Annotated in this window: 13 protein-coding genes and 3 pseudogenes; 11 read left to right on the plus strand and 5 right to left on the minus strand. The window is 45.3% G+C overall.

Annotated features, from left to right (window positions below; genetic code table 11):
- Window positions 1-30 precede the first annotated feature (30 nt).
- From LOZ86_RS21575 to dynA, 3 genes are all read right to left on the minus strand, one after another.
- Entirely contained in the window at window positions 31-561 is a 531-nt protein-coding gene (locus tag LOZ86_RS21575) for a DUF2975 domain-containing protein (protein ID WP_111778451.1), read from the minus strand.
- Window positions 562-1,434: 873 nt separating this feature from the next.
- The gene (gene dynB, locus LOZ86_RS17270; protein WP_161546621.1) at window positions 1,435-1,602 is read right to left on the minus strand and encodes a dynobactin A family peptide antibiotic; all 168 of its coding nucleotides are present in this window, start codon (window positions 1,600-1,602) and stop codon (window positions 1,435-1,437) included.
- A 15-nt stretch (window positions 1,603-1,617) separates the two neighbouring features.
- Window positions 1,618-2,850, minus strand: coding sequence for a dynobactin maturation radical SAM/SPASM protein DynA (dynA, locus tag LOZ86_RS17275; protein WP_111778452.1), 1,233 nt, complete (start codon window positions 2,848-2,850; stop codon window positions 1,618-1,620).
- A gap of 570 nt (window positions 2,851-3,420) precedes the next feature.
- On the opposite strand from dynA, the gene LOZ86_RS17280 reads away from it, so the two are divergent.
- The 9 genes and pseudogenes from LOZ86_RS17280 to LOZ86_RS17320 all read left to right on the plus strand — a co-directional run bounded on the left by LOZ86_RS17280 (window position 3,421) and on the right by LOZ86_RS17320 (window position 8,648).
- Window positions 3,421-4,344 carry a hypothetical protein gene (locus tag LOZ86_RS17280; RefSeq protein ID WP_111778453.1) on the plus strand — a complete coding sequence of 308 codons (924 nt, stop codon included), beginning with the start codon at window positions 3,421-3,423 and terminating at the stop codon, window positions 4,342-4,344.
- Between the two features lie 132 nt (window positions 4,345-4,476).
- Complete coding sequence (locus LOZ86_RS17285) at window positions 4,477-4,662, plus strand: AlpA family transcriptional regulator (RefSeq protein ID WP_111778454.1); 186 nt, start codon at window positions 4,477-4,479, stop codon at window positions 4,660-4,662.
- A gap of 25 nt (window positions 4,663-4,687) precedes the next feature.
- Window positions 4,688-5,275: a DUF2857 domain-containing protein gene (locus LOZ86_RS17290; RefSeq protein WP_181892555.1), complete on the plus strand. Its 588-nt coding sequence runs from the start codon at window positions 4,688-4,690 to the stop codon at window positions 5,273-5,275.
- The gene (locus LOZ86_RS17295; protein WP_111778456.1) at window positions 5,265-5,474 is read left to right on the plus strand and encodes a TraR/DksA family transcriptional regulator; all 210 of its coding nucleotides are present in this window, start codon (window positions 5,265-5,267) and stop codon (window positions 5,472-5,474) included. The genes LOZ86_RS17290 and LOZ86_RS17295 overlap by 11 nt, the downstream gene beginning before the upstream one ends.
- A 399-nt stretch (window positions 5,475-5,873) precedes the next feature.
- On the plus strand, window positions 5,874-6,104 hold the full coding sequence (locus LOZ86_RS17300) for a hypothetical protein (RefSeq protein WP_111778457.1): 231 nt from the start codon (window positions 5,874-5,876) through the stop codon (window positions 6,102-6,104).
- 78 nt (window positions 6,105-6,182) lie between these two features.
- A complete protein-coding gene (locus LOZ86_RS17305) occupies window positions 6,183-6,893 on the plus strand; it encodes a lytic transglycosylase domain-containing protein (RefSeq protein ID WP_146754364.1) in 711 nt (236 codons plus the stop codon).
- On the plus strand, window positions 6,893-7,186 hold the full coding sequence (locus LOZ86_RS17310; protein ID WP_111778458.1) for a TrbC/VirB2 family protein: 294 nt from the start codon (window positions 6,893-6,895) through the stop codon (window positions 7,184-7,186). The genes LOZ86_RS17305 and LOZ86_RS17310 overlap by 1 nt, the downstream gene beginning before the upstream one ends.
- Window positions 7,187-7,198: 12 nt before the next feature.
- Window positions 7,199-7,432 (plus strand): annotated as a pseudogene (locus tag LOZ86_RS17315) (VirB3 family type IV secretion system protein); the annotation flags it as partial.
- Between the two features lie 65 nt (window positions 7,433-7,497).
- Window positions 7,498-8,648 (plus strand): IS3 family transposase gene (locus LOZ86_RS17320; protein WP_106389060.1). Its coding sequence is split into 2 segments (ribosomal slippage): window positions 7,498-7,732 and window positions 7,732-8,648, totalling 1,152 coding nucleotides; the frame shifts between segments, so codons are not numbered across the junction.
- Window positions 8,649-8,668: 20 nt separating this feature from the next.
- On the opposite strand, the pseudogene LOZ86_RS17325 reads toward LOZ86_RS17320, so the two are convergent.
- A pseudogene (locus tag LOZ86_RS17325) lies at window positions 8,669-9,184 on the minus strand (ParA family protein); the annotation flags it as partial.
- Between the two features lie 259 nt (window positions 9,185-9,443).
- Here LOZ86_RS17325 and LOZ86_RS17330 point away from each other — a divergent pair.
- A pseudogene (locus LOZ86_RS17330) lies at window positions 9,444-10,702 on the plus strand (tyrosine-type recombinase/integrase).
- Window positions 10,703-10,832: 130 nt separating this feature from the next.
- Here LOZ86_RS17330 and LOZ86_RS17335 read toward each other — a convergent pair.
- Window positions 10,833-11,003, minus strand: coding sequence for a hypothetical protein (locus tag LOZ86_RS17335; RefSeq protein ID WP_181892603.1), 171 nt, complete (start codon window positions 11,001-11,003; stop codon window positions 10,833-10,835).
- Between the two features lie 140 nt (window positions 11,004-11,143).
- Here LOZ86_RS17335 and LOZ86_RS17340 point away from each other — a divergent pair, with 140 nt between their 5' ends.
- Window positions 11,144-11,485, plus strand: a complete 342-nt coding sequence (locus LOZ86_RS17340; RefSeq protein WP_039483796.1) for a hypothetical protein — start codon at window positions 11,144-11,146, stop codon at window positions 11,483-11,485.
- Window positions 11,486-11,924: the final 439 nt, after the last annotated feature.

The following is an 11,924-nucleotide window of genomic DNA, read 5'->3' on the forward strand; positions in this document are numbered from 1 at the left end:
TAAATTGATTTTGATAAACAATATTGCCACCTAAATGATATTGTCGTAGTCTAATTTTATATTGAATCCATTTTTAATTATAATGGATAATATATATATAAACCCACTTAAATATAACCCTAGAAATTGCCCCCAAGAAAATGATAGCATAATGAGTCTATCTCCTGGTGGATTTCCATATGTAAGTATGTATGAGGTTATAGGCACTACTACGATATCAGATAATGACCAATATAGAATCAAAATAGAAAGTTTTTTCAAACGTATCACATTGGATGCGCTGAATATTTTCATTTCAATGACGCTCCTATATAGTACATTTGTGCTATGGAGAATTCTTATTAAGAACACAATAGGAATAGATGATAAAATAGCACCTATAATTGAATGCTGAAATCCAAGACTATATAAATCTGGATTTGCCCTAATTCTATCTGCAAGAAATAACCCTAATCCACTTGGAGAAAAATCATTAAACCAAGTATATATATTCATTATCAGCACTGTAGCCATTATGATATATGTAATAAAGATCATTAGGTTAATAATCTTAGTACTCATTTTACGCCCATTGTTTATTGTTTAACATTAAGTTTTTATTGTATAGCGATAAAAACCTTTGTCAAGTCACTTTATGACTTAATTTCAAAACATATAACAAATTGAATTATAAGTAATTTATTCGGGCGCTTGCAGTTTCTGTCTACTTTACAGTAAAAAATGACGAGATGCTTCGGTACTATAAAACGACTATGATGAATCATTATCGATTAACCCACTCGGTGAAAGACGCCTGTGAGGCTCTCAATCGGGAGATGAATACATTTATCCTCTACAATAATCAGATATATCTTGTTTTCATCCGAAATTGCTGCTATGACCATCATCGCTCAGCACGATCGGTGATTTATTTCTTTTTGGTGATTGCTCAGACTGAGTTCCCTTTGAAATGGCCTATTATTGAAAATGTCATTAGACGGTACCTTGCATAACTTCTTGTAAAAGAATCGAATGAAACCTATTTCACCATCGACAAATAATTTCTCGCCATTTTGTCGAAACATATAGCAATACGCCGGTATTCTTTTTATTGGGCAAACATATCTCCAAGACGTAGCTGTGGTGGTAAGCGTCATTGGCAAACCGAATGTGCCCGAATGAATACATTTTTTAGATTTTCGGGAGTCTAACCGTTTTTCCATGTTCAGGGTATTGCGAAGTATACGCCCTAAAGAAAACCAAGAAGCTTCATGCTACCGTTCTGCCACTGAACACCGATTCCACCCAAAAGACATAATGCGATCTGGATTTCGTGGACTTGTCCGAGACTCAGCACGATGTTTAACAGGAGACTATTTGTGTCTGTTACCAGATGGATGGGACATTCTCCAAGGTCACCACCTCCTTAGGAGGTGGTGACCTTCTACTATTTAACTAGAAACGATATTTATGTACGTTTGAATTCCATGATGGAACTGCCGCATGTTTAATTAATTTCTCTAACGCAATATGATCCAAATCTTTAACTTTGCTATCTTTCTGTACCATAGCACAATCCAATAATGCATTACTTAATACAGAACTACGTTTATTAGTGTTCATATAGCATCCTTAATTTTAACTTATTTGGTTAACAGGGATAATTATTCCTTTCTTTGATTTGTGGAAATCTAAGTAGTCATTTAAATACGCCTTAGTTCCACCCAAACCATCATCCATATGATTTGTAAATGGCGCAGAAGGGAGAATACCTTTCTCCTGTAACCTCAGTTCGACATGTTCATACATCCTTTTCAAGCTAGGACAATAATAATCTTTCAATCTATAATTTCCAGAGTAAAATTTATATGATCTGGATTGGCATCCTCCGTGACAAACATGTTGCCACTTGCATTCAGTGCAATCGTCATTTATTGGTCTATTTCTCCATTCATATGCAATTTTAGAATTAAATAAATTTAAAAGTGGTTGTTCATTTATGTTTCCATAAATTAGGTCATCATGACCAGATAAACTTGCGCATGGATAAATATATCCCAAAGGATCAGTGGTGCAGTTTGCATTCCCACACTGTGACATACCCATACAATCGGCTGCACGGCCAGCAATTATCGCTTGAGTTTTCCTTACGAAATCAGATACCTGAATATAATCATCATCACCAGCATCAAACCATAAATCATATACCTTTATCCATGGTTCGGAAAATTCATCAGCATCTAAACCTAAATCTTTGTAATTATCATTGGCTCGACCCGATTTTATTAATGGAATAATATTAAAGCCTATTTCTTCTTGTACAAAGAATTTATAAAGGTCTTCAACTTGGTTTTTATTGGCTTTGCTTACTACCAAGACACTACCAAACGTTATCCCTGCCTCCTTAAGTTTTTTGGCCCCCTTCATTACATTACTGAAGCTACCTTTTCCATTTTTATAAACACGGTTAGCATCATGTGTATTTTTATCGCCATCAATAGACAAACTTATAGCAAAATCATGCTTATCTATAAAATCTATCCACTTATTATTAATTAATGTACCATTGGTTTGAATCGTGTTTACATAACTAATGCCATTGCAGTATTTTTTTTGAAATTTAATGACTTCTTGGTAAAAATCAAGACCTACAAAGAAAGGTTCCCCCCCATGCCATATAAATTCTACTCCTGTAAAACCTCCTACAATCTCCACATAAGTAAATGTTTCCTTAATAACTTTTTCGAGAGTATTTATACTCATAATTGGCTTTCTCTCATCCTCATTATAGCAATATCGACACGATAAATTGCATAGATGAGTAGGCTTTATTACATTAATAAAATTCATAAACCCGTCTCCCGAAATCATAATCACTTACAAAATGTAGGTGTATATTGAAGATCTACCAACCAACGATGATACTTTTATGATCTAAATCAATATTTTTAGTTCGTGGTGTTGCTGAACCTGTCAGGTTAACGTCAGTTGACCTTAACGTATGCCTTAAAAATCAGGGGTAAACCAGATTTAACTGAAAGACACCGGATAATAAAAAATTCTCAATCCCAGAAGGTATGAAGGTTTTAGTTAATTTTCCGTAGTAAACCAAATGCTGCACGACAAGAATCTATTCGGTGATAGACACCTTGAACGGGTCAGGCTTACCCGGATGTGGAACTATGGAGGCTTAACGCGAAGATGACAAATAATCCTCCATGCCGGTATAACGCCGTATAAGTCTGACGAGAGCACCAAAAATGACGGGCAATGCACGGATGAACATACCTTGCCGAGTAAGAATAACATTTCCCACGATTAACTCCTTAGCATCGCTAGATCGTTTAAGACTGTCAGTTTTACCCATTGTGGGCTCGTTTTACATTGGCATGTGGAGAATTTTTACTTTACATCAGTACAAATATGTCAGGAGTTCACGTCATGAAAAAACAAGCCTTCTTTTCAAACAACAGAAGCAATGTGGCAGACTGGATGACTATTCAGGAAGCAATTAAAACAACAGACAAGATAACAAAAAGAAATTTTACAGCCAGCGATATCTATCGCCACGCCTTATGTGGTAACATAAATCTTTCCATTTACTTCCAGTCTCCCGTTATTTTACGCAAGATAAGAATATCACATAATAAACTAACACTACGACCAGTAGGTCATTCATTAATCAACCAACTCTGCCTTCTTAATAAAAACAGTTTAATAAGCAGTAAAAATCTAATCTTCAGTACCGAGGGTAGATATATCTACCCTGCTGAACAAATCATTGACACGAATTTGGCCGGGTATGAGTATACAATAATAAAGCGTTTACTGGCCCGTTCCCTGAATATTCAATTGCCTTCTGTTGATATGGACGAGTTCAATTATGGAATCTCAGTCACACTTGATGGAGATATATTTCAGACGTTTGAAAAGATCACCATTCACGAAAGGATATGTCAGCAAATAAAGCGCCTTCCTAAAAAAACGTTTTCTGATGAGTATCAGAGCGCCTTGCAGAAATTTATGGTACAGAACTTTTGTAAAAAATGTTTTCCAATCCATGACCTGCCGCAGGACGCCTGTTTTGTCATCAGACATACGGAGCTGAAAAAATTAATCGACAATCCCACAAAATCCTCCCCCCAGTTATCGTCATCCACGCGGATATCCACGCCATTATCCCGCCTGTTCTGGCTCGCCTGCAAACATAATGAGGTAATCAGCCCGTTAATCAGGCAGCCCTATAAACTGCTGGCTATTTTTGAACAATGGGCATCCATTGACGGTATCACTGACCATCTAAGCGGTGATACGTTAAAGAACGCGCTTGAGCGCGGTTCTCCCGCATTGGTTACCACACGATAATTTTTCTGCTGGTATGAAGCCCCGTATTAAGGATACTGTAACCCGTAATACGGGCTTACCAGCTTCCCTCCACATCTCCCACTGTGTTTTTATCTTCTCAGTGCATACCCTATTTCCGCACTGGAGGAAAGTATGACATCACACCAGCTTTTACGTCTGAAACAGGTTGAAGAAAAAACCGGACTGAAACGTTCGCAAATTTATCTGTACATGAAAGAGGGCACCTTTCCCCGTTCAATAAAGATCGGCCCGGCCAGTGTGGCATGGCTCGAATCTGAAATTGATGAATGGATCAACCTCAAATTAGCCAACCGCTGAAAGTATTTAAGAGAGGTACAGAATCATGATCCCGTCCCTGAATTACGCCGTATTAACAGACGCCCTTCACGCGCTGAAAGAGGATAATATTCGCCATTGTGAATCTCTGGGATTTACCTTCGACGAAATTAATACCCTCAGTCAACTATCGCTTGATGAGCTGTTTATTCTCAGCCGAGCGACGGCACCCTTTATTTCCGTCAGTGTCCGCCATGATGTTTTGCATTATTTACTGACGCAAGCCCGCCAGGAATGCCAGCGGCAACAACAGATTAACCGGGCGATCCGGTTGGGTGGTTCGATAGCTCTGCTTAATCAGTATTTTGGCCTCACTTCCAACGAAGTCTGTCTTCGCCGACGGTTGCTGGGTGTCAGCGTGCCTTATGGCCGGACGCCAGAACCAGACGAACAGACAGATTCGGCTATCTGGCAGCAATGGCAAAAGTGCCGGGTGGAAAATCTGGCCTCCCCGGAAGCGCTGAGAGCCATGATGCAGGTCACTGAAACGCTGCTGTCGCAGACGGAAGGGCTGCCACTCAACACTGTCTGGAAGCGTATTGCGCAGTGTGAGCACGAAACTGCTGCTCACAGGAGGGCACCACATGCCGGATGAAATCGATCGCGATCAGGAATTTAATGAGCGACAACTGGAAAAGATGATTGAACAAAGCCGTTTCAGGCCGGGTGAAACTTCCTCGCTATTCCACTGCCGTTTCTGCGGCAACCCCATTCCGGAAACGCGGCGGCAAACATTGCCGGGTGTCGCAACCTGTACGGAATGTCAGGAGAAAATTGAACGCAGAAGACGTTAATATTATTAAATAACGTGCAGGGATATCATTTCCCTGCACATCTTTATATGTATTTATCTGTATCAATAAATAAAATTTTCATCATTCATTCTATGCCTTCCTCGTCCTTCTTCCCTCTGAATTACTCCACCATTTAACTCTCTCATTTTCGTTTTGAGTTTACTGTTCATAACACAGTCCCAATCCCCCATTCTGAAAACAGCGTTACTTAATAACTATCCTGATGGGCATTTATTCGCCTGCCTCAGGTATTGCTCTTTAAAAATAAGGTTCGGGCTGTCACATAACCACAATTCAGGGTGCCGCTGAATGTTCTCGCTGACCCGTTAAAACCGGAATGCAGGATCGGAATGTGATCGAAGAAATCATCTTCAACAATTTTAATTAAACGAGGACACTATGAGAAAGCCTGTTTATTACGCATATATTGCCCAGGAAAGTCATCCGGACTCTCAGGGTGAGAAAAATACCTGGTGGACAAAAGTCGGAGTCGCCTTTCCCCACCATGGTAAATCCGGTCTGAATATTGTCCTGACGCCCGGTATTGCCGTTTCCGACAAGCTGGTCCTGCTGGAGCCCCGGGAGGAAAATAGCCCACCACAGGATACAGGCTCCATCGAAACCATGTAGTCCCCCCCCCCCTTAATTCTGATCCCACAGCATGCAGTGTCAGCAGGCTCTGCATGCCACCTGTTTACTGAGGTCATCATGCTTTCCACCACAGCCTTTCTGGCGGTAGCCATGCAGTGCGCCGCCAGTATTCATCCGTCCACTGCACTCTACGTGGCACGGGTGGAATCCGGTTTTAACCCTTATGCCATCGCTGAGATTGTCCCGAAGGCCGGACCCTCTTCCCGCGATAAATACATTATTTCTCACCTGCCAGCCAGTCGGGGAGATGCAGAGCATATTCTCCGCCGCCTGGCAGCACAGGATCGCCGTTACTCTGTCGGGCTGATGCAAATCACCAGCACCAATTTCCGCCATTATGGTGTGTCCGCCACAGAGCTGCTTGATCCCTGTACCAATCTGTCCATCTTTGAACGCATTCTCAGTGACTGCTACCGGCGCGGCGGCACGCTGAAAAGAGCGCTGAGTTGTTATTACTCCGGCAATTTCAGTACCGGGCAACAGCCTGAAACGGCTTTTTCCGGAACGAGCTATATCCAGCGAATCGGTTATGCGCCGGGATCATCCCGCTATGCTGTCCCCGGAACCCGTGAGGACAAATCATCTGTTTCCACTCCTCTGAAAATCGCCCCTGCCGGTGACTCATCCCGTCACCACCTGATCTGGCCCGGAGTCGTCGTCCGTGGCGTCCCTGCGAAACTCCGCCAGGAAAAAATCTTCATCGCGCCCTTCTCCGCACCGTCAGTGCACCGGAGCCTCTCCCTGTCACCCCGTAAGGAGGAAGAATAATGATACTTTTCCGCAAGCTAAAAGCTGTGATCAGCCCCGTTTCGGCCTGTACGCTGACAACTTTTTCTGCAACCCCGGCACTGGCCGACGGATTTCAGCGGGCAAATACTGTCATGCAAAAAGTCTCCACCGGGCTGCATGGTCTGGCGGCTATCACGATCACCGTGGCCGTGATCTGGATTGGTTACAAGACCCTGTGGAAAGGCGAGAGCCTGTCACAGTGCGGCTACATCATCATTGGCGGCATTTTAATTGGCGGAGGCAGTGAAATCGGCGCTCTGCTGATGAGCTGAGAGGCTGAACATATGGCAAAGCTGCTCAAGGCAATGAAACGCCCGGCGGCGCTGTGGGGGGTGCCAATGGTGCCCCTGCTGGCTGTCACGGGTGTAACCATCATCGTTGCTGTCTGGACTTCCGTCGCTCTCCTGTTCTTACTTCCTGTGCAATTTCTGGTGATGAAGTCCCTCACCAGAAATGAACCGATGCGGTTCAGTCTGATTGCCGTATGGCTGAGAGCGAAGGGAAAGCCGGTAGCAAACTGAATAGACCCGGGTTTCGTAGACACTTTTTTGCCTCATAATGGAGGCCTAATTAAGGAGTGTTTATGTCAGTCAAAACGTTCACTGAAGAATTCAAAATTGAAGCCGTAAAACAGATCACTGAGCAGGGGTACCCTGTATCTGAGGTCTCCTCTCGACTTGGTGTATCCACTAATAGTCTTTACGCATGGGTTAAGCGCTACCAGAAGCCCGAGCCGCAGCGTAAGCAGGACGATGCACTTCAGCATGAAGTAAAGCGCCTCAGGCAAGAACTTAAGCGAGTAACTGAAGAGCGGGATATCTTAAAAAAGGCCGCCGCGTACTTTGCAAGAACGTCAGGCTGAAGTACGCCTTCATTAAAAAAATGTCGTCCTTTTATGCTGTACGCAGGTTATGCCTGGTTCTTGGCCTCCATCACAGCGGTTATTACCAGTGGCTAAAGCGGCCTAAATCTTTGCGTACCCGGCAAGATGAACGGCAAACAGGCTTGATTAAACAACTGTGGCTTGAAAGCGGTACGGTTTACGGCTATCGAAAAATCTGGCTCGATATGAAAGATCTGGGTGAATGCGTCGGACGTAACAGGATCGCGCGCCTGATGAGGCTCGCTGAACTAGCATCTCAGACTGGATACCGAAAACGACGCTATTACGGTGGCGGAAAGCCTTCTTTTGCCAGTCCAAATTACCTTGAACGCCAGTTCGTTGTCCCAACCCCAAATACGCATTGGGTGAGTGACATGACTTATATAAGGACGCATGAGGGTTGGCTGTATCTGGCTGTTGTTCTTGATCTCTTCTCACGCAGGGTTATCGGCTGGAGCATGGGCGGACGAATGACCGCTGAGTTAGTAATGGATGCATTATTGATGGCGGTATGGCGACGTAAACCAACGGCAGAAGTATTAATCCATTCAGAGCAGGGCTCTCAATATACGAGCGAAAGATGTCAGCATTTTATGACAGCTCACAATTTAAAAAGCAGCATGAGTCGTCGGGGTAATTGCCATGACAACGCAGTGGCAGAAAGCTTTTTCCAGTTGCTAAAACGGGAACGCATAAAGAAACGGATCTATAAAAATAGGGAAGAAGCGAAGGCGGATATCTTCGATTATGTCGAGATGTTTTATAATGCTAAACGCCGCCACAGTGCCTGTGAGGATCAAGCCCCTGCAGTTTATGAAAGTGCCTGGTTCATGAGGCACGGAACAGTCTAGGAAACTAGGGTCTATTCAAACCGAGACATTAGACGAACAGTTCCGCGCATGAATTCCCGAACATCAGGAAGTATGGGTTTAATCACGCCAACGACATTTTCTGTGGCTGCCAGAACAACGAGTTCGACCATCACACCGGCAGCGCCTTTCGAGTCAATCATGATAACGTCGTAGCTCTGAAAACTTTGATGTTGAAGGATGTTCTTGAGACGCATGCGCCCATCAGGGGCGTGAAGCATAGCAGTGGGGAGACGATCATCAGGATCGTTGGATATGATGAGATCGAGGTTAGGTATGACTGTTCGAGAAATTATGCTGTCTGGTTGGTTTAGATCTGTTGTCTGCATTAACAGCTCAAACAATCCAAACGGAGCCTCATGCTCCAGTGCATAAATACTACTGGCAGTAGGCTGCGAATAGTCGCCATCAATAAGCAAAGTCTTTAACCCTGCATCAGCAAAAAAACCTGCAAGATTAGCAGCTTGAGTCGACTTACCTTCGCCGCCTTTTGTCGAAATTACGGGTAAGATTTTCATTTTGCACACTCGGTTGAACGTGCAGCTTTTTTGCGCCTATCTCAGCACGAGGATTGAAAATCCTCGTGTCCTTGGTTCGATTCCGAGTCCGGGCACCACCTTTCCTTTTTTATGCTTCCTTATCAATCCCTATGTTGTTGTGATTCAATAAGTTGGCGTGAAAATCTTTTCCGATGCGTTTTGATTTATCCCTTCGTATCGGGGAATTTGTGGGTCAGATTGCGGGTCATTCAGTTCGATGAACGGGAGTGACCCTCATATGTTAACTGACAGCAAAGTCCGATCCGCGAGACCTCTCGCAAAATCTTATAAGCTCACCGACTCGCAAGGCCTGTACCTCACGGTATCCGCCAGCGGCGCTATGCTATGGTATTTCCGCTATCGCCTTGGCGGTAAAGAAAGCCGTCTGGCCTTTGGCCCCTATCCTCAGACTACGCTGGCAGAAGCCCGTGAAAAGCGTGATGCGGCGCGTAAATTGCTGACATCCGGCATCAGCCCTTCTCAGCTTCGCAAAACGAACAACCCCGCCGTTGATGAATTCCGCACCTTTCAGTATGTCGCGACGGCATGGCACACCAACAGCCTCAAGCTCTGGTCAGACGCGCACGCCGATAAAATCCTAACCTGCCTGAAACGCTACGTTTTCCCTACCATTGGCGCGATGGATATCGCGCAGGTTGAAACCCGTCATCTGGCACAGTTGGTTAAGGCGATTGACGACAAAGGCGTGCATGACGTCGCCGGACGGGTACGCCAGCATCTGACCAAAATCATGCGCCACGCCGTCCAGCAAGGCGTAATCAAATATAATCCGGCTTACGATTTGGACGGCGTCGTGACCCCGGTTGTAACCCAACATCATCCCGCCCTACCGCTGAAACGCCTGCCCGAACTGCTGGAAAAGATAGAGAACTACAAAGGCCGGATGCTCACCCGTCTGGCGCTGGAGCTGAATCTACATGTGTTTCTGCGCTCCAGTGAACTGCGTTTTGCCCGCTGGGATGAATTTAACCTGAAAGCGCATATCTGGAGCGTACCCGCCCAGCGCGAGGCGGTAAACGGCGTGCGATTCTCAGAGCGTGGCGCAAAAATGAAGGATGAACATCTGGTGCCGCTGTCACGGCAGGCTGTCGCCCTGCTGAAACAGATTCAGGCGCTTTCCGGCGAATCGGTTTTCGTTTTTCCCGGCGCACATACCCTGAACAAGCCGATGAGTGAAAACACCATCAACAAGGCGCTGCGCGTAATTGGCTATGACACCAAAACCGAAATCTGCGGGCATGGTTTCAGAACCATGGCCTGTAGCGCCCTGAACGAGTCCGGACGCTGGTCAAAGGATGCGATTGAGGGCAGATGAGCCACAAAGAGCGCAACGGCGTGCGGGCGGCTTACGTGCATAAAGCGGAGCATCTGGAAGCCAGAATAGAAATGATGCAGTGGTGGTCGGATTATCTGGACGTCAACCGTGAAGGATATGTCGCACCGTATATTTATGCGCGGAGTCATTCGGCTGGCTAACGCGCTGCGCTTGTTGGCTCCTGACGGGGTTTCTATGTGATAGAAAACCCGTCAGGAGCGTTGTCATAAAATCATTCGAGCATTCTGCCAAACGTCTCGGTTTGCTACATCGACTGACTTTAACCACCGCTCAGCCTTTTGGTTCAATACCGCGAGCCTGGAGTTCCTTACGCAGAACACGCTTTATCCACGTAGCCAATGTCTTGTCGCCATCTTTATGGGCTTGTTCTTCTAATTGCGCACGAAACTCGTGGGACAGTCGAATTTGATACTGGTCTGTTTTGGATTTTTCACTTGACATTGTAATTACAAATTCCATAGCATGGTATAGTTGTAATTACACCGCAATTACATGGTGTTTTGCAACAGTAAAGAGCGAAGCCCGGCAGTGCTAGGAACACTAACCGGGCTTCTGACCACAACATTATGAGGACTAATGCTATGGCTGACACCGATAGTAACACGGGCTCGTCTTATCAATCACTGCCGGATTATGAGAACCGTTACTCCGCCATGAGTGCCGCTCTGGCTCGTCTGGACTTTTCACACATGAGCAATGATGAACTCTCTCTGGTCACTGAGTATTGCGTCGAAACACAAGCCGGGCTTTGCCATTGCCTGAATTTCATTGGCGATGCGCTGATTACCTTTGCTGATAATGACGTGTGTGAATCGACGCCAGAAAGCTTGTGCCAGTTGGGTCATGGGTTAACCGCAATCAGTTTACTCATCCCCGCCCTTACCACGATGCACAAACGCGCACACTCACTCACCGCCAGATAACTATCTGAATATGTTCTGCCTGATTAAAGCTCTGCCGTGGATGACTCACGGTCAGAGCTTTTTTGCTTTCGTGGCTCAATAACCATAATTCTTCCCATCCGATATTGAGTTGTTTGCAGGCAACACCGCCCTTTCCCGATAGCCTTCCCTACTGGCTAATTCCAGCATGGGAGCAGACATGCCAACACGTTTTATGTTCGCAACATTTACAGCACTCACAGGCCATTCAGGCACGACGCAGGACGCGACGGGGTTAGGCGGTTGAATGCCTGCGCCTCTCGGACATTCAACCGTGGCGTGAGGCGAGTAAATTCAATTTCACAGAAATTGCTAATTTGCGTCGCCCGAACCCACCCGCGAGCGTTTCCCCCAAGGGAAACCGAGCAGGCCGGGGGGAGCCGAATAAATTTTGCCGCCCCAGCGAGCAAAAAGACGCGCC

Origin of the sequence: Pectobacterium parvum (genome assembly GCF_020971565.1) — a bacterium.
Taxonomy (GTDB): domain Bacteria; phylum Pseudomonadota; class Gammaproteobacteria; order Enterobacterales; family Enterobacteriaceae; genus Pectobacterium; species Pectobacterium polare.

Bases quoted from the DNA above. Each gene is read 5' to 3' on its own strand.
- LOZ86_RS17305 (WP_146754364.1), top strand. From the start codon at position 6,183: ATGCTTTCCACCACAGCCTTTCTGGCGGTAGCCATGCAGTGCGCCGCC.
- LOZ86_RS17340 (WP_039483796.1), top strand. From the start codon at position 11,144: ATGGCTGACACCGATAGTAACACGGGCTCGTCTTATCAATCACTGCCG.
- dynA (WP_111778452.1), bottom strand. From the start codon at position 2,850: ATGATTTCGGGAGACGGGTTTATGAATTTTATTAATGTAATAAAGCCT.
- LOZ86_RS17335 (WP_181892603.1), bottom strand. From the start codon at position 11,003: ATGTCAAGTGAAAAATCCAAAACAGACCAGTATCAAATTCGACTGTCC.
- LOZ86_RS17310 (WP_111778458.1), top strand. From the start codon at position 6,893: ATGATACTTTTCCGCAAGCTAAAAGCTGTGATCAGCCCCGTTTCGGCC.
- LOZ86_RS21575 (WP_111778451.1), bottom strand. From the start codon at position 561: ATGAGTACTAAGATTATTAACCTAATGATCTTTATTACATATATCATA.
- LOZ86_RS17285 (WP_111778454.1), top strand. From the start codon at position 4,477: ATGACATCACACCAGCTTTTACGTCTGAAACAGGTTGAAGAAAAAACC.
- LOZ86_RS17280 (WP_111778453.1), top strand. From the start codon at position 3,421: ATGAAAAAACAAGCCTTCTTTTCAAACAACAGAAGCAATGTGGCAGAC.
- dynB (WP_161546621.1), bottom strand. From the start codon at position 1,602: ATGAACACTAATAAACGTAGTTCTGTATTAAGTAATGCATTATTGGAT.
- LOZ86_RS17295 (WP_111778456.1), top strand. From the start codon at position 5,265: ATGCCGGATGAAATCGATCGCGATCAGGAATTTAATGAGCGACAACTG.
- LOZ86_RS17290 (WP_181892555.1), top strand. From the start codon at position 4,688: ATGATCCCGTCCCTGAATTACGCCGTATTAACAGACGCCCTTCACGCG.
- LOZ86_RS17300 (WP_111778457.1), top strand. From the start codon at position 5,874: ATGAGAAAGCCTGTTTATTACGCATATATTGCCCAGGAAAGTCATCCG.